This window comes from Acidipila rosea (genome assembly GCF_004339725.1).
Lineage (GTDB): Bacteria > Acidobacteriota > Terriglobia > Terriglobales > Acidobacteriaceae > Acidipila > Acidipila rosea.
In genome coordinates this window covers 264,032-283,983 of the sequence record NZ_SMGK01000005.1, presented here as the reverse complement: position 1 = coordinate 283,983, position 19,952 = coordinate 264,032, and the positions used below count along the sequence as shown (strand labels likewise).

Below are 19,952 nucleotides of genomic sequence, written 5' to 3'. Positions count from 1 at the left end.
AAGCACATGAATGCAACGGAGTTTTCAGGAATCCTCTTTAGCAGTTCGCTGCTCGCAGGGCTGCTGGGCGCCATGACCGGGCTCGGTGGCGGCGTGGTGATCGTTCCGCTGTTGACTCTGGCCTTCCATGTCGATATCCGTTACGCCATCGGAGCATCGCTGGTCTCCGTCATCGCCACCTCCTCGGGCGCGGCAGCAGCCTACGTGCGCGAGGGTTTTTCCAATGTACGCATCGGCATGTTCCTGGAGATAGCTACCACCCTCGGCGCCCTGCTGGGCGCCTATCTCACCGCCAAGGTCTCCACCCAGGCCATCGGCATCATCTTTGGCGTCGTCCTGCTCTACTCCGCTTACGCATCGATCAAGAAAAAGGCCGAGGAGCACACCTCCGCACCCGATCCCCTGGCCCTCAAGCTTAATCTGCAGGGCACCTTCCCTACCGCCAGTGGCCCTGAGGAGTATGTAGCGCAGCGAGTGCCCGCGGGCTTCGGGCTCATGTTCACTGCCGGCACGCTCTCCGGGCTGCTGGGCATCGGTTCCGGCGCAGTCAAGGTGCTTGCCATGGATCAGGCCATGCGCCTGCCCTTCAAGGTCTCGACCACCACCAGCAACTTCATGATCGGCGTAACCGCTGCCGCCAGCGCCGGCGTCTACCTCAGCCGGGGCTATATCGCCCCAGCCCTGGCCATGCCGGTCATGCTGGGCGTTCTGGGCGGCTCCCTCATCGGGTCCCGGCTGCTGGTGAAGGTTCACGTGAAGACCCTCCGCTGGGTCTTCGCAGCCGTCATTGTCGCCCTTGGCGTGGAGATGATCTACAACAGCATCGCGGGGAAGCTGTAAATCATGAGCAAAATGACCGATTTAAAGATGGAGATTGCCATCGGCTACATGCTGCGCATCGGCGTGCTGACCGCGGCTGCCGTCGTCTTCACCGGTGGCGTTCTCTACCTCGCTCACGCGCACGGCCCCATGCCTGACTACAAGGTGTTTCACGGCGTCGCCGCCCAGCTCAAATCCCCCAAGGGGATCATCGAGGGGCTGGCCTCCGGTGACAGTCACAGCATCATCCAGTTCGGGCTGCTCCTGCTCATCGCCACCCCCATTGGCCGTGTCCTGTTTGCCGCTGTCGCCTTCGCTATGGAAAAGGACAAGATGTACACCATCGTCAGCCTCATCGTCTTTGCCGTGCTGATGTACAGCCTTTTCCACGGTCAATGAAGCAAGAAAAAAGCCCCACCCTCAGGGTGGAGCTTTTCAGCCTTAGCCATGTTGAATCTCAGGCAAGCGCTGACGTCGTAATCGTCACGCCCTGCCGTATCTGGATCACAGGCTTAGCAATAATCTGAATGCCAGTCTCACCGGCTTGCACCAATGACATGGTCTGGCTACACGTTCCACACAACCAGTAGTGTTCAAGCCGCCGTTTCATCTTGCCGTCGGGCCCGGCAGCCACCCGTCCATCCATTACATCGAACACGAATATCCGCCCCTCGCGCAGATAGTGCAGAGGCTTGGAGCATTTCGGATTTGCGCAGTTATTCACCATAGGGGTCTCTCCGTGGCAGACCTGCTTCCGATCTCTCAGGCATTGCCACTTCGTTGTCTTTTGCTATGCCTTGCGCCGGTCATAAGGGGAACCCGATCAGAGTTCTCTATTTCCCGGTATCTGACGTTTACCGTGATGAGATGCACTGGGAGAATCCAAAAGTTTTCTCCGTTATTACTTAAAGACGCCTGAATTTGGTGTCCGCTGAAGTATTTTTTCGTTGATCGCACATAAGCAGTCCGCCTTCCATTCCGCGTCTGATCGGGACCGTGCGACAATAGGGAGTTTCCCTCAATTCGAGATCGCTCATCCACTTATGCCCGTACTCCGCTCCGCCTTCATCGCCCTGTCCCGCAACGCCGGCCTGAGACGCTTTTCCGAGCGCTCGTCCCTCGGCCGCCGCATGTCTTCTCGCTTTGTTGCCGGCATGGAGCCAGCCGAGGTCATCGCCGCCTGCGAGGCGCTCAACCGGCAGGGCATCGCCGCCACCCTCGACAGCCTGGGCGAAAACGTCACCACCCCCGCCGAGGCGCAGACCTCCGCGGCAATCTATCACCGCCTTCTTGATGAGATCGAGCGCCGGAAACTCAACGCCAATGTCAGCGTCAAGCTGACCCAGATGGGCATGGACCTCGGCTCCGGCCTGGCCGAAGAAATCGTCGCCGGCCTGGTCGATCACGCCATCGCCGCAAACAGCTTTGTCCGGGTCGATATGGAGGGCACGGAATACACCGACGCCACCATCGAGCTCGTCCGCCGCATTCACGCCCGGCCCGGCAGCCGGGGCCACGTCGGCATCGTCATCCAGGCCTATCTCTACCGCAGCGAGCAGGACATTCAGACCCTGCTCGGCGACGGCATCCGCATCCGGCTCTGCAAGGGCGCCTACAAGGAACCGCCCGACAAGGCCTTTCCCGCGAAGGCCGACGTCGATGCCAATTTCGTCAAGCTGGCCGGCCTGCTACTCAGGAGCGGCATTTATCACGGCATCGCCACCCATGACGAAAAGATGATCTCCGCCACCAGGCAATTCGTTCGCGAGCATGGCATTGACCCGGCCAGTTTCGAATTCCAGATGCTCTACGGAGTGCGCCGTGATCTGCAGACGGCGCTGGTGAAGGAGGGTTTCGGGATGCGGGTCTATGTCCCCTTCGGCCATGAATGGTACCCCTATTTCATGCGTCGCCTCGCCGAGCGCCCCGCCAACGTACTCTTCATCGCGAGAAACATGCTGCGGAAGTAGGGGCCAGCGCCTCGATCCGCAGCCTTCACACCGCGCGCGACCGGATAAACATGAAGCGCTCCTTCACTTTCAGAAATGGCGTCTCCAGGTAGCGGTAGGAGAAGCTGGCGAACACAATCGTGAAGAGCAGGGCAAGCACCGCCCGGACCCCAATGGCCGTGTAGTGCATTGTCTGCAACGGAGTAATGCGCTCCACCAGCGCGGCGGCAAGGCCATTTCCCAGCAGCTGCAACACGTAGAGCCCAAACGAGATTTTCCCCAGGTAAACCAGCGGGGTCGCCCATCCCGGCAGCTCCGCGCCCAGAAATGCCAGGAAGATCCCGACGCATCCGAGATTGGCACACAGGTAGCCGGGAATCAGCATCGTGGCCAGCGCAGGCGCATTGAGGGTGTGGATATGAAAGATGAGGTCCGCCGACCAGCAGAGAAGTCCCCCGCTCAGGAGCAAGGACAGGCGAATATACCGCTTCATCTTCGGCACTGAGCCTCGCAGGGCGAGAGCCAGCAGCCCACCCATCGCAAACGACTGAAACTGAACGAAGGTGTTCGTCCAGATGACAGTAGTGATGTCCACACCCGGCCGGCAAAGAACAGCAATAGCAACCGCCGATCCAGCCATGACGAGAAGACTCGTCCCTAGAACCGCTCTGCGGCCTCCCAGCAGTACGAGCAGCGGCCAGAGCAGGTAGAACTGCTCCTCGACTGAAATGCTCCACAGCGGCGTCGTAAAGTTATGCGGGTAGCCGTGCCATCCGGCATACCAGTTCCCCCACATGGTCAGGTAAGCGATTACGTTTCCCTTGCTGATGGCGAACAGCGGGCCTGCCCAGCTAAAGCTGACCGCCAGCAGAATCGCTGCCAGGTAGAGCGGCCATATCCGCAGGATTCGGCGCACATAAAAAGCGCGCAGGTGAATATTGCCGGTCTTTTCCCTCTCTCGAAACAGCAGCTCGGTGATCAGGTAGGAACTCAACATGAAGAACAGGCACACACCCAGCGCACCGGCATCGTGCATCGTGTCCATCATGGTAGTGAGGGTTGAGCGGCAAGCCATTCCCGGCACAACATGCAGGCAGAAGACTCCCAGGAACGCCATGAACCGCAGCGCATCCAGCTCCGGCCGATAAAAGCCCCGAGCCTTGGGAGCAGCAGCGGCGGCGATCCTTTCCCGATTGATCGCTGCGGGAGTGCTTTGGGCAACTGACACGTCGTTTTCCCTTGGGTGAGGATTGGTTACGCCGAAGCGGGCCCAGTTCTTCCTCGAAAACGATCCGGAGAAAGTAATTCAGTCAGGCAGATGCCGGAGGGTATGAGTATCTGTTCTTCCATCAAAGTACCATGGGCTTCTTGGTATGACAGGCGCAGGTGACGTGAGCCGCAGCGGCCTGCGCCTGGTTCGGCAGCCGGGGATTTAGAATGGGTATCTAACTTCAGCTTCAAGGCAGCGAGCCCCTGAAAAATGCGGGACGCTCCGGAAAAGAATCCAGATAGACATGCACCGCTGGTCAAAACTCTTCGTACCCACGCTTCGCGAAGTTCCCTCCGACGCCGAAGTCGCAAGCCACAAGTTCCTGCTCCGCGCCGGCTATGTCCGCCAGCTCGGCGCAGGCATCTACTCCTACCTCTTTCTCGGCCAGCGTTCGGTCAATAAGATCATCGCCATCGTCCGTGAAGAGATGGACCTCATCGGTCAGGAGTTTCTGCTGCCCGCCCTCAATCCCGCGGAGATATGGCAGGAGAGCGGCCGCTGGACCGGCATGGGTCAGAATATGTTCCGCCTGCAGGACCGCAAAGGCGCATGGCTGGCCCTCGGTATGACCCACGAAGAGGTCATGACCGACATCGCCCGCAAGGAGCTGCGCAGCTATAAGCAGCTGCCCCAGATCTGGTACCAGATTCAGACCAAGTTCCGCGACGAACCGCGCCCCAAATCCGGCCTCCTGCGCGTGCGCCAGTTCCTCATGAAGGACAGCTACAGCTTCGACATCGACGCTGCCGGCCTCGACCGGAGCTTCGACCTGCACGACCAGGTGTACCGGAAGATCTTCACCCGCTGCGGTCTCAGTTTTGTCGCCGTCGAGGCAGACTCAGGCGCCATGGGCGGCTCGCAGTCCCAGGAGTTCATGGTCTACACCGAAGCAGGCGAGGACCTCATCGCCAGCTGCGCCTGCTGCGGCTACGCGGCCAACATGGAGAAGGCTGTCTCGCGCCTAGCGCCTCTTCAAGACCTTGCACCCACCGGCGACGGCCAGCCCGAGCTGGTTTTCACCCCCGGCAAAGGCGCCATCGCCGACGTTGCCGAGTTCTTCCATATCTCCCCGGCGCAGGACGTCAAGACCGTCGCCTACATGGTCGAGACCAAGTCCGCCAAGGGCGAATCCGTATGGCATCCCGTCGCGGCCTTCCTGCGCGGCGACCACTTCGTAAACGAGACGAAGCTGCTCGGCCTGCTCGGCGGCAGCGATCTGCGCACCATGCAGGCCGAGGAACTGGAAACCTGGTTCCGCGGACCCGCTGGTTATCTCGGACCCATCGGACTTGCCCCTGCAGCCTCCCTGCTCGACGGCAAGCTTAACGTCATCGTCGATGCCGCCCTTGAGGGCCGCACGAACATGGTCTGCGGCGCCAACAAGCTTGACTACCACTTCCGCAACGTAACCCCGGGCCGCGACTTCAGCTGGACCATCGCCGCCGACATCCGCAACGTCGCGGAGGGCGAGGGCTGCCCCACCTGCGGCGCTCCGCTCAAGGTCGCCAAAGCGGTTGAGGTCGGCCACATCTTCAAGCTCGGCTACAAATACACCGAGAGCATGGGCGCGCGCGTTCTTGACCCCAACGGCAAGGAAGTTACGCCCATCATGGGCAGCTACGGCATCGGCATCGAGCGCATCCTCACCGCAGCCATTGAGCAGGGCAACGATCCCAACGGCTTCTGGCTGCCGCCCTCGATTGCCCCCTTCGACGTCGTCGTCACCATCACCAACGTCTCTGACGCGGCGCTGCTCGCCGCCGGGGAAAAGGTGGCTGCCGATCTCGAAGCAGCCGGCTTTGACGTTCTGCTCGACGACCGCAACGAGCGCGCCGGCGTTAAGTTCAAGGACGCCGACCTCATCGGCATCCCCTACCGCGTCAACATCGGCAAGAAGGTCGCCGAGGGCAAGGTGGAGCTCGTGCGCCGCGCCTCTGCCGCCAGCGAAGATGTCGAAATGGCAGGGATAGCCCTCGCCCTCAGCAACGCCGCGCTCCCGGCCTGAGCACATGCGGATTGTGGTTCCTGAGCAGGGGCAGCGGTGCCGGACAAGCCCGCTGCCTCCGCCCTCAAAGGGCTAAAATATAGGAGATGCAGCCCAATGAAACCATTTCCGCATCAGAGCGTCAGCAACGATAAGAGCCGCGCCCCTGGCTGGGCCAAGGCCCAAGAACAATGAAAAAGGTGGTGTTCCCCGCGTGGCTCTAAAAATCAAGCTACCCCGTCCCCGTTCTGCATCCGGCAAAAGGCAGCCTGTCAGTCGTAAAGTCTGGCAGATCGCGGGGATCGCAGCCGCCTTCGTCCTGCTGTTCTTTTTCGCAATCTTCGGCTTCTATTACCACCGCTACAAGAACATCGTCGATGAGCGCATGAACAAGCCGCTCTTCGAGAACACGGCCAAGATTTATGCCGCCCCCCGCGAGGTGCGCCCCGGCCAGAAGCTGACCGTCGCCTTCCTCGCCGAGGAGCTGCACGAGGCTGGATACAGCGTAGAGGGCCGCAGCCCCGCCAGCCCCATGGGCACCTATTCGCTTACCGATAACAGCATCACCGTCCACCCCGGCCCCCAGTCTTACCATGAGGAGAACGGCGACAGCGCCACCATCCTCGTGAGCCGCGGCTCCGTCAAGGAGATTGACGGCGACAACAAGCAGCAGCTCGACGCCTATGAGATGGAGCCGCTGCTCATCACCGCGCTCTCCGATCAGAACCGCGCCAAACGCCGTCTCGTCACCTACGGCGAGCTCCCTAAATATCTCGTCCCCGCGGTCACTTCCATTGAGGATCGCCGCTTCTTCCAGCACGGCGGCGTCGATTATGTGCGCCTCGCCGGGGCCATGCTTGCCGACCTGCGTTCACGCCGCTATCGTGAAGGCGGCTCCACGCTCACCATGCAGCTCGCGCGCGGCTTTTTCCTCACGCCGCAGAAGCACGTCAAGCGGAAGCTGATCGAAGTTCTCATCACCTTTCAGCTCGAACACCGCTTCACCAAGCAGCAGATCTTCCAGATGTACGCCAACGAGATCCCGCTCGGCCAGCGCGGCAGCTTTGCCATCAACGGCTTCGGCGAGGCAGCCCGCGCCTACTTCGACAAGGACATCAGCCAGCTCAATCTCCCCGAGTGCGCGCTGCTCGCAGGCATGATCCAGAGCCCGAGCCGCCTGAATCCCTACCGTCATCCCACCCGCGCCATCGAGCGCCGCAACCTCGTCCTCGACACCATGGTCGAGACCGGCGACATCACTCGCGCCCAGGCGGATATAGCCAAGGGCGCGCCCCTCAATCTTGCCTCCCAGAGCATCGACGCCAATCAGGCCCCCTACTTTGTCGATCTGGTCCGCGATCAGCTCAACCAGCGCCTCGGCGAAAATGACTGGAACCGCGAAGGTCTCCGCATCTACACCTCGCTTGATCCTCAACTGGAGAGCGCCGCCACTGAGGCCATTGACGAGAGCATCAAGAAGGTCGACGAGCTCATCCTCAAACGGCATACCCGCAAGCTCAAGAACGGAACCGTGGAGCAGATAGGCGGCCCCGTCACCTATCCGCAGGTCGCGCTCATTGCCCTCAACCCCCACACCGGCCAGGTGTTGGCGCTGGTGGGCGGCCGCAACTACGGCATGAGCCAGTACAACCACGCCGTCGCTCACCGGCCCACAGGCTCCATCTTCAAGCCCTTCGTCTTCGCCGCCGCCTTCAACTCCAGCATCGCGGGCGCACAACTCACTGGCGATGGCGGCCAGAGCGCCATCTTCACCCCGGTCACCATGCTCAACGACGAGCAGACCACCTTCAACTTCGGCAACGATCAGGAATACACGCCGAAGAACTTCAAGAATGAATATTCCGATCAGCTGACCGCGCGTGATGCGCTCATCCTGTCCAGAAACAATGCGACCATCTCCCTGGCCCAGATGGTCGGCTTCGACAATGTCGCCTCGCTCGCCCGCGACGCAGGCATCAAGTCGGCCCGCGCTACGCCCTCGGTTGCCATCGGCTCCTATGACGCCACCCCGCTCGAAATGGCCGGAGCCTACACCGTCTTTGCCAATGGCGGCGTCAGGATGGATCCGCAGATGCTCGCCTCGATCCGCACCTCGAAGGGTGATCCCCTTTACGACTATGCGCCCAACGCAAAACCGGTTCTCGATCCCCGCGCCGCCTTCCTGACCCTGAGCCTGATGGAAGACGTGATGAATACCAGGCATGGCACCGCCGCCGGCGTCCGTTCTCAGTATGATTTCCGTGCGCCCGCCGCCGGCAAGACCGGCACCTCGCACGATGCATGGTTCGCGGGCTTCACTTCCAACCTGCTCTGCATCGTATGGGTCGGCAACGATGACTACTCCGACATCAAGCTTCAAGGCGCACAGGCCGCGCTCCCCATCTGGGCTGAGTTCATGAAGCGCGCCGTCAAGCTCCCCCAGTACTCCGACACCAAGGACTTCGATCCTCCGGGCGGCGTCACCCTCGTCAATCTCGACCAGCAGACCAACCTGCTTGCCGACGCCAGTTGCCCCGACGATTACACCGCAGCCTTCCTCGACGGCACGCAGCCGACTGATACCTGCGACCACGCCAACGGCGATCAGCGGAATATCTTCCAGAAGATCTTCGGCATCGGCCAGAAGCCCGCAACCCCACCGGCTCAGACCACGCAGGCGGCTCCGCAGCAGTCCGCGCAGCCCGTCCAGACGGCTCCCGCACAGCAGCCCGCCAATGCGGCGAATAACAATGCGCAGGATCAGAACCAGCCTAAGAAGAAAAAGCGCGGCTTCTTCTCGAAGCTCTTTGGAGTCGGAAAAAACGACGACAAGAAGCAGCCCGATAACACGCAGCCACAGTAGCAATTGCCCCCGGATTCACCGCTGAAGCCGGGGGCAAACCCTCTGCCAGGGCATCCGGAGCCTTAGGCTTCGCGGAAAGCTCCATCGCGCGCCACCACGCCCTCCGCGCGCAGCACCCGCTCGTACACCTCCAGCAGCTTCCTGCGCTGCGTAAGTGGCGAATACTCCTCTGCCGTCATAGCGCCCCCTGACCGCAGCTTCTCCCGCAGCGATGGTGAGGCGGCCACCGTCTGCATGGCCTCGCCCAGCTGCTTCGCATCCGCCGGGGGCACCAGCAGACCGTTGCGGTTGTGGACAATCAGGTCCGGCACTCCACCCACCGCGGTCGCCACCACTGGCAGCTGCAGGCACAGCGCCTCCAGCACAGAGTTGGGCGTACCCTCGGTCAGGGAGGGCTGCACCATGCAGTCCATCAGCTTCATCCAGTCACTGCAATTGCCCTGGTATCCGGCAAAGTGAATCCGTTCGCGAAGCCCCAGCGAAGCAGCCTGCGCCTCCAGCGGCGCCTGCTCTCGCCCGTCTCCAACCACAATCAGAAACGGCTTGTCGCCCTCCGCGGTGCGCTCGCATACCCGGTAGAAGGCCTCCAGCATATAGCGGTGCCCTTTTTCCGCGCTCAGCCGTCCCACTGATCCATAAACGAAGGCGCCAGCCGGGATGCCGAGCTTCTCCCGAGAGACCGCGACTCCGCCCGCCCGCGAAAACGGAGGCAGCATCGCATTGCACACCACCATCGGAGCCCGGCTGCCCTTGCGCCGCCGCCCGACTTCAACGGCCTGCTTGTGCGAAACACATACCACCCACTGCGCACGCGCCAGCGCCTGCCGCTCCAGCATCTCGTAGAGGCGCACCCGCCACGTCTCCGCCGTCCACCCGCGCACAAACGCCACGTGCGGCGTCTTCGTCCTGCGGGTTGCGAGATAGCCAAGCACGTTCGCCTTGAAGCCATGCGTGCAGAGGATGACTCCCGGCCGCGCCCGCAGAATGCCCGCCAGTTCTGTAATGAGTCCAGCCTTCAGTCCTCCGCTCAGGCAGACCGTGCTGTGGCCGCGGCGCTCCGCCTCGACCAGAATCTCCGGCTTCTCGGCAAGGTCGTGAAACGAGCCCACCTCCACCTCAAACGGCGAATCCTGCAGATCGACCGCGTGATGGAGAATCTGTTTCTCCGGGCCGCCCACACTGTTGCTCCCAATCAAGTGCAGAATCTTCTGTGGCATCGTCGTCATTTCCTGCCTGCCGCCAGTCTTGGATCGCTCCGGTGCGGCTGGCCAGTCAAAAAGCGTAATCGTCGCCCGACAGAGAAGCGGTCCTCCGCCAGTCCTGCGCGTATCAATCCGGGCTCGCCTGCCGGCAGGTCAAAGTAAGCATCTCGCAGCGCTTCGCTGCCTGCATCGATCTGCCATGCCGGAGGAAAGAGCGCGATCGTCCGCCCTTTGCTGTCCCCGCGCTGGCGAAGGCTTCGCTGCTCAGCCTCCGTTCGTTCTGCTTGGATGCCGTCAGCCTGCTTCCGCATCCCGCCTCCAGTGATTTTCTCCACCAATTCACCGACCAGATCGCTTCCGGCCTCTGACACCAGATGGCAGGTCTGCGTCGCCCGCGCGTTGATCTCGATCAGCCACGGACGACCGGTCGCCCTTTCGATCATGAAGTCCATGCCGCAAAGCCCTGAGAGTCCCAGCCGCTTCACCACGCGCCGCGCTGCATCGAGCATTGCCTTACCTGCCTCCTCCTCGCCGATCAGCTGGATCACCGCCGCAGGCCCCTTGGGCCTTACCGCCTGTATCACCTTCGCGCTGATGCTCGCCAGCACCTCGCCCTGCCAGCAGGCCACCGCAATATTCGCATCGCGGCCGTCAATGAAGGATTGCGCGCTGACTCTCCGCTGCTTCCTCAGCAGCCAGGGCAAGACATGGTTCAAGTCCTTGTCGATGCCCGTGCGCTTGGCCACCACCGCCATCGACAGCGGAGCCCGCAGCTGTCGGTACGCTCGAAGCGCCTCGGCCTCGTTAGCGACAACCTTCACCCCTTCGCCACCCGACGTCCCATCCGCCTTAAGCACGGCAGGCAAGCCATGCGCGGCTACCCAGGCTGCCACATCGCCGTCGCTCTCGAGCGTCGCACTCTCCGGCGTCAAGACTCCCTCCTCTGCCGCCGCCTGCAGAAAGAGCTCCCGCGACTCCAGGATCGAATAGCTCTCCACCCGTCCCAGCGAAGCCTCAAGTAACGCCTTCACCTCCGCCGGTCCTTCCCCGGCCAGCCGATGCAGACAGATCGCCGCCAGATCATCGATCGGCACCACCAGGTCCGGGCTCGACTGGCGAAGCGCCCCCTGCACGGATCGCACCGGCTTAAGCCCCTGGAAGGGATATATCCGGGAGATTGCGCTCAGTCCGTGCAACGGGCTTGCCCCCGGGCCCATGGCCTCGACAGTACAACCCGCCTGCCGGAACGCAATGGCCAGGCGCGCCGCCGAGATCCATCGGCAGGTGGTTGCGATCAATATCTTCGCCATCTTCAAGCTTCCATGGCGCCGGACTATTTTGACTGGATTGCTGAGGTGCGGCGCGCTCAGATGATTGCATTTAAGAGGCCAGAACCGCCCGGCAGGAGCTCCCAAACCGACCCGCCCTATCCCTTGAAGTGGCCCTAGAAGTGCTCCCTCGTGTCGTCGAGAAAGAAAACGTATGGCTTCCCCTGAGATTGTTATTGTTGGCGCGGGCCCCTATGGATTATCGATTGCCGCGCACCTGACCGCGCACGGCATCCCTCATCGCATCTTCGGACAGCCCATGCAGAGCTGGCGGGAACACATGCCCACAGACATGATGCTCAAGTCCGACGGCTTTGCCTCCAGCCTCTTCAGTCCGGGGCCTGCATCCACCCTCCGGGACTTCTGTGCACAACAATGCATTCCCTACCACGACACCCGGATCCCCGTTTCCCTGCAGACCTTCGTCCACTATGGCCTGGACTTTCAGCAGCGCTTCGTCCCCCATCTTGAAACCGAGCAGGTCACTGCCATTGACCGCATCGGCAGCCAGTTTTCGCTCCGGCTCGACAACGGCGAGCAGCTGACCGCAACCAAGGTAATCCTGGCCGTCGGCATCAGCCATTTCGCCTATTTCCCGCCGGAGATTGCCACCCTTCCGCCGGAGCTGCTCTCGCACAGCTACGCCCACCGCGAGCCCGCCAACTTCAGCGGCAGGCACGTAACCATCCTCGGCGGTGGCGCCTCGGCAGCCAATCTTGCTGCCATGCTGCGGGAAGCAGGTGCACATGTTTGCATACTTGCCCGTCGTCGCACCATGGAATTTCATGACGCCCCCGGCCCCCGAACTCTCTGGCAGCGGCTGCGCTCACCCTCTTCCAGCCTCGGCCCAGGTATTAAGTCGTTTATCTTCAGTAAATTTCCCCAGATTTTCCGCCTGCTGCCCGAAGAAGCCCGGCTTCAGATCGTCCAGAACCACCTCGGGCCGGCCGCGGGCTGGACAGTGCGAGATCGGGTCGAGGGCAAGGTCCCCTTTCACGGCGGCATCAGCAATCTGCAGGCGCAGGAGCGCGACGGCTACGTGCGTCTCACCTATATGCAGGATGGCGCGCACCAGGAGCTCTATACGAGCCACCTCATCGCGGCCACCGGATACCGGGTAAGCCTTCACCGGCTCCCGTTTCTCAACCAGACCCTGCGCAACACCGTCCGCACCACCGGCGGCTCGCCGCTGCTCTCCTCACGCTTCGAATCCTCGGTGCGCGGTCTCTACTTCACCGGTCTCGCGGCGGCAAACTCTTTCGGGCCGCTGATGCGCTTCGCTTGCGGAGCCGAATACACCGCCAGCACCCTCTCCAAACATCTCCGGAAGCTCTGCCACGCCACCGGAGGCGAACGGCTCCCGCATTTCTCGCCTGCCGCGCAGCCCTGCCGCATAGGCCAGTCTCTGCCGGACAAGGGTTAGCTCTCTTAAAAAAAAATACTCACCTGCCACATGGCGTGACAGGTGAGGTTTTATAAGGAGGTATGGCTAAAGTTGTTGCCCGCAGCTGATCATGCGGTTGATCAAAAGAGCAGCTTCAGAGCAAATTCCAGAATGCGAGGGTCTCCCGCACTCGTCACTTGACTGAAGTTTCCCGAACCAAGCGAAGTGGATACGCCCTTGAAGTTAGGATGATTTGCCACGTTGAATGCCTCCGCCCGGAACTCCGTGTTCAGCCGCCCCTTAATCGGAAATGTCTTGTAGAGCGAGAGATTCACCGAGGTATAGCCCGGTCCACGAATCATGCCATTGCGTGCATCTCCGTAAAAGCCATACGCAGGCGCCTGAAAGGCTGCAGGATCAAACCACTGATCCAGCTTGCCCACCTGGTGGTAGGGTGCGACCACGTCGGGACGAGTCGCCAGACCTGCCGTGCTGGTCGCCATGCCGGGGCTTAGCGCAAATCCACTTTGATGAAGCGCCAGTCCTGCGAAGCTCCAGTTGCCCAGGGCCATCGTAACCGGCTTGCTGCTGTCCTTGAAGTAGGGAATGCTATAGACCCAGGTCGCCGTAATATCATTGGTGAAATCGTAATCCGGCGGCCCGTATTCCGCGTGGAAGTCCCTCATGTTCTGCGCGGCAGCGCCCTGTGAAGTTGTACCGCCGGTGCCATGACCGCCAATCGTTGCCAATGCCTTGCTGTACGTGTAAGCCAGGCTGAACTGCGAGGCGCCTGCACGATAGCTGAGCGATGACTGCAGCGAGTTATAGTTCGAGCTTCCGTGGTAGTACTCATCGTTCATCGCGCTATATCCCTTGTACGGGCGGGTATAGTCCCGTGATGCTACGCCTGAGTTAATGCACGGATCGAAGTTATACGAAGTGGACGGAGCCTGGCCGTTCGGGAGGCACCCCGCTGTGCTGGGAGCAGAAACAGGTAGCGGCGAGTTAGCGTCATACCCACCTTGGAACGTCTCGAGATTCCTTCCCAGGCTTCCCACGTAGGCCACAGACGCGATCAGATTGTTCTTGATCTGCTGTTCCACCGTTAGGCTGTAGGACTGAATACTTGCCGGCTTGAACTTCAAAGGCACGTCGGAAAGCGTCTGTGTAGTCGGAGCAGCCACCGCGCCCGCCGATGCGTTGGTCAGTGTGCTGTTCAGGATATTGGCGCTGTTGTTGAAGGGTGGATTCTGACCGAACGCGGCATAGATTACCTCGAGCGGTATTCTCGAAAAGCCGATTCCATAACCGCCCCGAATCGATGTTCTTCCATCTCCAAACACATCGTAGGCAAAGCCCACGCGCGGTCCGAAGTTTGTCTTCACTGGCGTAAAGAACCCGCTTGGAACGCCGTTTTTCCCCGCAAACAGAAGTCCGTTCAGCAGGTTGGCTGGTTGACCGGCACTGTTCACCGGCTGGTTCGCCCCATTGATCTGCAGGCTGCCGTCAATATTTACAACCGGAGCCGTGGCCGGGTCATAGGCTGCAGGGGAGAAGCTCGTCACCTGGTCGCCGCTAGCTGTGTCGTTCGAGAAGTAGACCCACCGCAGGCCAAGGTTCAGACTCAGCCGGCGAGTCGCCTTCCAGTCGTCCTGCAGATAGGCCTCACCCTCCCGGTAGTGGAAATTACCCAGCTTTTGCGAGCTGGCCTGCGAGTACGTTGCATCCAGTCCCAGCAGATAGTCGGCAGCAGGATCTCCCGTGTGTACGCCGCTGAACGTAAAGCTGCCCTGCGGATTGGTAAATACATTTTGCCGCTTGATGCCGAAGATATAGAGCGCCCCGGCCTGTATGACGTGACTTCCCTTGACCCAGCTGACGTCATCGGAGATCGTGCCTTCACCATCGGAAGCAGTGATCGGTTCCGACTGCACGCCGTTGCCGCTCCATCCGCCGCTGATGCTGATATTCGGAATTCTGTTGTAAATATCGGCGCCCGGGAATGCCTGCTTCACCGTCGCGCCGCTCGGCATGGTGCCTCCGCTCGTCGTGTTGATGCGCGGCTTGTCATACGTCTCAGCAATTCCGACCGTGTTGAGCACATTCGGAGTAATGCTGGACGTGACGCGAACCAGTCCGTTGAAGCTGGTCGTGTAGAAGCTGTCCGTAATCGTCGAATAAGGCAGACCGCCCCAGTTGTCAAAGGGGAATCCGTTCTTTACAGGCTCGTACATAATGCGGGCCATGACCTGGTTATTCGCGTTGATGTAGTGATCTACACGAAACTGATAGTCGAGTTGGCTCGTTGTGAGCGCACCCTGGTTGATGTAGTTAAGAAATCCACCGCTCGGATTGTTGGGGAGCGGGACATACGCGTTCATCACAGACACTGCAACCGGGTCGAAGCAAGCAGGATTGAGGGTAGTAGCGCTCGTGACGCAGTTTGCCTTTCCCTCGGAGGCCAGCAGCGCCTGGCTATGTGCGTCAAGCTTCAAGCCACCGCTGCCCAGCGTTGGGCTGGCGCTGAAATCTCCATTGCGAAGTGCCTGCGAAAAGACCGCCCCGCGCGATACCTGGCCGGAATTGATCACATACCACTGATTGGAGGCGAAGAAGAATGTCTTCTTCGATCGATCGGTGTTGTAGATCTTAGGAATGATGAGCGGCCCGCCCAGCGTATAGCCAAAGATGTTCTGGTGAAGCGCCTGCGTCGTGGTCGAATAATAGTTATTCGCGTCGAAAGCATTGTTGCGAAGATAGTCCCACGCGCTTCCGTGGAATGTATCCGTGCCGCTCTTGGTCTCGACAACGATCTGGCCCGAGCCTGCAAATCCATATCGTGCGCTGTAGTTGTCCTTCAAAACCCGAAATTCTGAGATGCCATCCACAATCGGCAGAATATTGACGTTGGCTAGATTCCCGGAATTCATGTTGTAAACGCCGTCGATGGTGTACGTGGTGTACTCAACCGATTGCCCGTTGACAATCAGCGTCGTTCCACCTTCAAGCCCACCGCCATTCAACGCATCCGCTCCGGATGTGCTGCTGACGCCGGGAACCGAAATCGCCAGGGTCTGAAAGTTTCTGCCATTCAGCATCAGGTTGCTTATCTGCTTGCTGGTGATCGTTCCGCCGCTTTCGGAGGTCTGCGTATTCACCTGCTGCGCATCGGCGGTGACAGTCACCTGCGATGTCGTATTCCCCACTTGCAACATTACTTTGTTTGAACGCCTCTGCCCAGGATCGATCTGAATCCCTTTCGTAACACTTTCTTTAAATCCTGGCCTCGAGACATCAATCGTGTACTGTCCGACAGAGAGACCCTCTGCGGAGTAGAAGCCACTGGCATCGGTGGCCAGCTTACGGGAGACCCCGGTGTCCTGGCTCGTGATCGTCACCGTCGCACCCTCTACAGCAGCACCTGTGGGATCAGTGACCGTCCCAGAGATGGCTCCCGTGCTGACCTGCGCCCACAGCGGACCCGCGGCTATGAGCAGGCAAATAATGGCTGCGGCCTGTAGCAGCCTCTGTCGTAAAACCCATTGCATTGCGTCGTCCTCCAAAAGTTTCGCGTGATTCCCATTTGAAATACTTTCAACGAGTGGACAACCTAAACTATGGCCATTACCTCTGTCAAGAATGAAATGTCAGGATTATCTGCCCCCGCGCGAGACCAACATTTTCACTGGCAAACAGCTCGCCCCCTGTTCAGCATTTCCGGCACAGCCCTGCTCCTCAGCCGCAAAGAACCAGTAGGAGCCCTCCACCAGCGAGGGAAAGATGCGCTACATTGAATCGTGCTCGAAGAGCGCCATCCGGGGGGAATGTGAATCAGATAGATCTGCAGCAACGCCATGCCGTCGTTACAGGCGGCGCACAAGGGATTGGCCTGTCCATAGCCGCTCGCCTGCTTGCCTCCGGAGCTTCCGTGTCCCTCTGGGATCGCGACGCAGCGATGCTGCAGGTAGCCCTGCAACAGCTTGGCGAACATGGCGTCGTCTCGACCGAAATTGTTGACGTGTCGGATGCGGCGTCCGTCAGCAATGCCACCGAATCCACCATCAGCAAACACGGCAGAATTGATATTCTCGTCGCCAGCGCTGGTATCGCCGGACCGAACCTCAAGTCGTGGAATTATCCGCTCGACAGCTGGCAGCAGGTGCTCGACATCAATCTGACCGGCGTCTTCCTCTGCTGCCGCGCCATCGTCCCGCACATGCTCCGCGCCAACTATGGACGCATCGTCAACATCGCATCCATCGCAGGCAAAGAGGGCAATCCAAACGCCGCGGCTTACAGTGCATCCAAGGCTGGCGTCATCGCCTTCACGAAGTCCCTCGGCAAGGAGACCGCCGGCAGCAACATCGCCGTAAACTGCATAACACCCGCAGCCGCCAAAACCCGCATCTTCGACCAGATGACGCAGGAACATATCGACTTCATGCTGTCCAGAATTCCACGCGGACGCTTCCTCGAAGTAGAGGAGGTAAGCAGCATGGTGGCATGGCTCGTCTCCGAGGAAAACTCATTTACCACCGCCGCAGTCTTCGATTTGAGCGGCGGCCGGGCCACCTACTAGACACGCTTCAACTGCATGTCGTCGTGTCGCCTCTCTGCAGCTTCGACACGTTTTCTTCCCGCAGCGTAATTCCCAGCCCCGGGGCGCTTCCCAGTGTTAGCGCTCCGTCCCTGGCCGAGGGCAATCCGGCAAACATCTTCCAAAAAAGTTCATTGCCTGTATCGGGCTCGACATCAGGAAAGTATTCGACCACCGGACAGACATTCGCCGCGCGGCTGAAGATGACATGCAGATTATGCGCCTCATTGGAGTGGGGAACCACGGGCAGCCCCGCCGCCTCGGCCATCGCGCATATCTTGATCGCCTCGGTGATGCCGCCTACGCGGTTTACATCCGGCTGCAGAATGTCTACTACCCGGCGTCGCATCAGTTCATAGAACTCCCACTTGCCGTACGAGTGCTCACCGCAGCTCCAGCGCTGCCAGGGACACCTGCGCTTCAGTTCCACATAGCCTTCCACGTCATGGGGCATCAGCGGCTCTTCCATCCAGGCAAGGTTGTACTCCCGCAGACGTTTCGCCATTTCGATGGCATACCCGAGATCCCAGCCCATGTAGGCATCGGCTGCCAGCTCCACCTGGTCCCCCACCGCTTCACGAACGGCTCGGATGAGGGCCACATTCCTGTCCATTCCTGACGGGCCATCTTTCGGCCCGAAGCCAAACCGCTGCTTCATCCTCACAAAGCCGCTGCCGAGCCAGGATCGCGCCTCGCTCTTCAACTCCTCCAGGTCGTCTAACGCATACAGCCTGCTCACGTAGCAGGGAACCTGCGACTGGGTTCGTCCTCCCAGCAGGTCATAGACAGGCTTATTCTCATATTTGCCGTGAAGATCCCACAGCGCGATATCCAGCGCGGAGATGGCGCACATCGCCGATCCTGAGCGACCAAAGCGTACCGTTGTCCGATACATCCGCTGCCACAGGTACTCATGCCTCCGCGCGTCCTGTCCAAGCAGCAGCGGCGCGTAGTACTCCTCGATAAGCCCCTTCGCGCCTCCGTGAAACGCGCCCGCGGTACCTACGCCCACCGCCCCATCCGCCGTCTCCACTTCAACCAGCGTGGACATTGAAGGGCCAAACCACCCATCGGCATTGCTCTCAAAATCGTCAAAGATCGAGGTATTCGTAACCAGGTGCTTTTTGAGTGTCACAGGAGAACGTGAAAAGCCAATATTGCGAGTTTTGATCCTTGTAATAATCACCGCTGGTCCTTCTGGTCTTCGGTCCGTTGCTTTTCCGCCCATTGCAGGTTTCGTGTAGAGTTCCGTCAGCCTGCCTACAGCACAGGCTGGTCAGTCTTCCTGCGATGCCACTTATACGCGGCGATTGAATTCTTCCAGAAAAACTTCTCCGAAGCCGCCTCTCCCTTCCCTGAGACATACTGCCGCACCAGCGAAAAGGTCTCGCCATAGGTAGCCAGGTGGTCGCTGTTGGGCCAGTCGCTGCCATACAGGATGTGATCCTCTCCAAAAACATCCCAGATAGCATCCAGATGCTCCTTGTAATAGGCCACATCCAGCGGAACCCGCTGCCCCACTCGAACAGGAATCTCGGAGAGCTTGATAAAGACGTGAGGGTTTTGACTCAGGTGGCGCAGGTGCGACCAGTAGCCGTCGCGCTCTGGGCCGGCAGCCGGAATCGGCGCCGACGGCAGGTGATCGATCACGATTCTCAACTCCGGCAGCCTGTCTGAGACGTCTGCGATGGCCCGCACCAGCGACGCATCCGGGTTGGCGCTGTCCAGTTCCAGCCCATAGTCTGCCAGCGCCTTCAGCCCCTCCATAAAGCCGGGCTTCTTCGCATCGACCGCCAGGTTTCGGTTCCAGAGATTGCCATAGCGAATTCCCACAAAGAGCGGATTCGCGTGCAGCCGCGCAAGCTCCTTCAGGTAGGTGGGGCTTCCGGGAACAAGATCGCCGACAACCCCAACGATCACGGGATTCTTCGCCGCCACCCCTAAAACCCAATCATTGTCGGCCGGCAGCGGGCTGGCTTCGATGGCAATGGCGCCCACCACTCCGAACTTCGAAGCGATCTTTTCATAGCGGCCGGGAAGCGAAGGTTTGTAGATGACCGTGTCGCTCTTCTCCGGCCACGGCACCCCGCCCGGCCGCTCAGGATCAAACAAGTGGATATGCGCGTCAATGATGGGCATAGTCTTGGGCAGCGCAGCAGCAAAGGGGCCTGCCGCCCAGGTCAACCCTGCTGCAGCCGCAAATTTGAGGACTTCCCGACGTCGCATTTCCTGATCTCCGTTTGTGTGTTCAACCCTTCAGCAAAGTCTGCGGCAGCCACGGCGTGGCCAGGCCCGTCGTCGCATCGCGACCCGCCAAAAGCGAGGTGGCGCAAGTACGGTTTTCCAACTGGAAAACAATTTCCGCCAAGTGGTAAACCTAATGACGCGCCGATTCTGCTGTCAAGCGACGATGCCGCCGGAAGCCCTCAAACCCGCAGGACAAACGGCGAGTGCGCTACCTGCAGGGCGGAGTGACGGCCTGCCCAGGGCGCCCAGGAGAGCGGATATTATCTAATGGTACATTTGCCCTATTGGTGTTGGCTGTGATATCAGAGT

Annotated in this window: 14 protein-coding genes; 7 read left to right on the top strand and 7 right to left on the bottom strand. The window is 60.3% G+C overall.

Annotation, left to right across the window (positions count from 1 at the left end; all coding sequences use genetic code 11):
* Positions 1 to 6: 6 nt before the first annotated feature.
* Positions 7 to 840 (top strand): sulfite exporter TauE/SafE family protein, encoded by an 834-nt coding sequence (locus C7378_RS14895; protein ID WP_131998524.1) that lies wholly within the window; start codon positions 7 to 9, stop codon positions 838 to 840.
* 3 nt (positions 841 to 843) lie between these two features.
* Positions 844 to 1,218: a DUF1634 domain-containing protein gene (locus C7378_RS14890; RefSeq protein WP_131998521.1), complete on the top strand. Its 375-nt coding sequence runs from the start codon at positions 844 to 846 to the stop codon at positions 1,216 to 1,218.
* Positions 1,219 to 1,276: 58 nt separating this feature from the next.
* Here the strand turns inward: C7378_RS14890 and C7378_RS14885 are convergent, their stop codons facing one another.
* A complete protein-coding gene (locus C7378_RS14885) occupies positions 1,277 to 1,546 on the bottom strand; it encodes a hypothetical protein (protein ID WP_131998518.1) in 270 nt (89 codons plus the stop codon).
* 316 nt (positions 1,547 to 1,862) lie between these two features.
* On the opposite strand from C7378_RS14885, the gene C7378_RS14880 reads away from it, so the two are divergent.
* Positions 1,863 to 2,789 carry a proline dehydrogenase family protein gene (locus C7378_RS14880; RefSeq protein WP_131998515.1) on the top strand — a complete coding sequence of 309 codons (927 nt, stop codon included), beginning with the start codon at positions 1,863 to 1,865 and terminating at the stop codon, positions 2,787 to 2,789.
* A 25-nt stretch (positions 2,790 to 2,814) separates the two neighbouring features.
* Here the strand turns inward: C7378_RS14880 and C7378_RS14875 are convergent, their stop codons facing one another.
* Positions 2,815 to 3,996 carry an acyltransferase family protein gene (locus C7378_RS14875; protein ID WP_131998512.1) on the bottom strand — a complete coding sequence of 394 codons (1,182 nt, stop codon included), beginning with the start codon at positions 3,994 to 3,996 and terminating at the stop codon, positions 2,815 to 2,817.
* 286 nt (positions 3,997 to 4,282) lie between these two features.
* Here C7378_RS14875 and C7378_RS14870 point away from each other — a divergent pair, with 286 nt between their 5' ends.
* Both C7378_RS14870 and C7378_RS14865 read left to right on the top strand, forming a co-directional pair.
* Entirely contained in the window at positions 4,283 to 6,043 is a 1,761-nt protein-coding gene (locus C7378_RS14870) for a proline--tRNA ligase (protein ID WP_131998509.1), read from the top strand.
* Between the two features lie 193 nt (positions 6,044 to 6,236).
* Positions 6,237 to 8,885, top strand: coding sequence for a transglycosylase domain-containing protein (locus C7378_RS14865; protein WP_243648279.1), 2,649 nt, complete (start codon positions 6,237 to 6,239; stop codon positions 8,883 to 8,885).
* Between the two features lie 62 nt (positions 8,886 to 8,947).
* Here the strand turns inward: C7378_RS14865 and C7378_RS14860 are convergent, their stop codons facing one another.
* On the bottom strand, positions 8,948 to 10,102 hold the full coding sequence (locus tag C7378_RS14860; RefSeq protein WP_165876828.1) for a glycosyltransferase: 1,155 nt from the start codon (positions 10,100 to 10,102) through the stop codon (positions 8,948 to 8,950).
* A 5-nt stretch (positions 10,103 to 10,107) separates the two neighbouring features.
* Positions 10,108 to 11,397, bottom strand: a complete 1,290-nt coding sequence (locus C7378_RS14855; protein ID WP_131998503.1) for an ATP-binding protein — start codon at positions 11,395 to 11,397, stop codon at positions 10,108 to 10,110.
* 172 nt (positions 11,398 to 11,569) lie between these two features.
* On the opposite strand from C7378_RS14855, the gene C7378_RS14850 reads away from it, so the two are divergent.
* Complete coding sequence (locus C7378_RS14850; RefSeq protein ID WP_131998500.1) at positions 11,570 to 12,838, top strand: NAD(P)-binding domain-containing protein; 1,269 nt, start codon at positions 11,570 to 11,572, stop codon at positions 12,836 to 12,838.
* Between the two features lie 101 nt (positions 12,839 to 12,939).
* Here the strand turns inward: C7378_RS14850 and C7378_RS14845 are convergent, their stop codons facing one another.
* Complete coding sequence (locus tag C7378_RS14845) at positions 12,940 to 16,347, bottom strand: TonB-dependent receptor (protein ID WP_131998497.1); 3,408 nt, start codon at positions 16,345 to 16,347, stop codon at positions 12,940 to 12,942.
* 278 nt (positions 16,348 to 16,625) lie between these two features.
* Between C7378_RS14845 and C7378_RS14840 the strand changes: the two genes are divergently transcribed.
* A complete protein-coding gene (locus C7378_RS14840; RefSeq protein WP_131998494.1) occupies positions 16,626 to 17,378 on the top strand; it encodes an SDR family NAD(P)-dependent oxidoreductase in 753 nt (250 codons plus the stop codon).
* A gap of 7 nt (positions 17,379 to 17,385) precedes the next feature.
* Here the strand turns inward: C7378_RS14840 and C7378_RS14835 are convergent, their stop codons facing one another.
* Positions 17,386 to 18,582 (bottom strand): enolase C-terminal domain-like protein, encoded by a 1,197-nt coding sequence (locus C7378_RS14835; RefSeq protein ID WP_165876827.1) that lies wholly within the window; start codon positions 18,580 to 18,582, stop codon positions 17,386 to 17,388.
* A gap of 74 nt (positions 18,583 to 18,656) precedes the next feature.
* Positions 18,657 to 19,622: an amidohydrolase family protein gene (locus tag C7378_RS14830; protein ID WP_131998488.1), complete on the bottom strand. Its 966-nt coding sequence runs from the start codon at positions 19,620 to 19,622 to the stop codon at positions 18,657 to 18,659.
* Positions 19,623 to 19,952 lie beyond the last annotated feature (330 nt).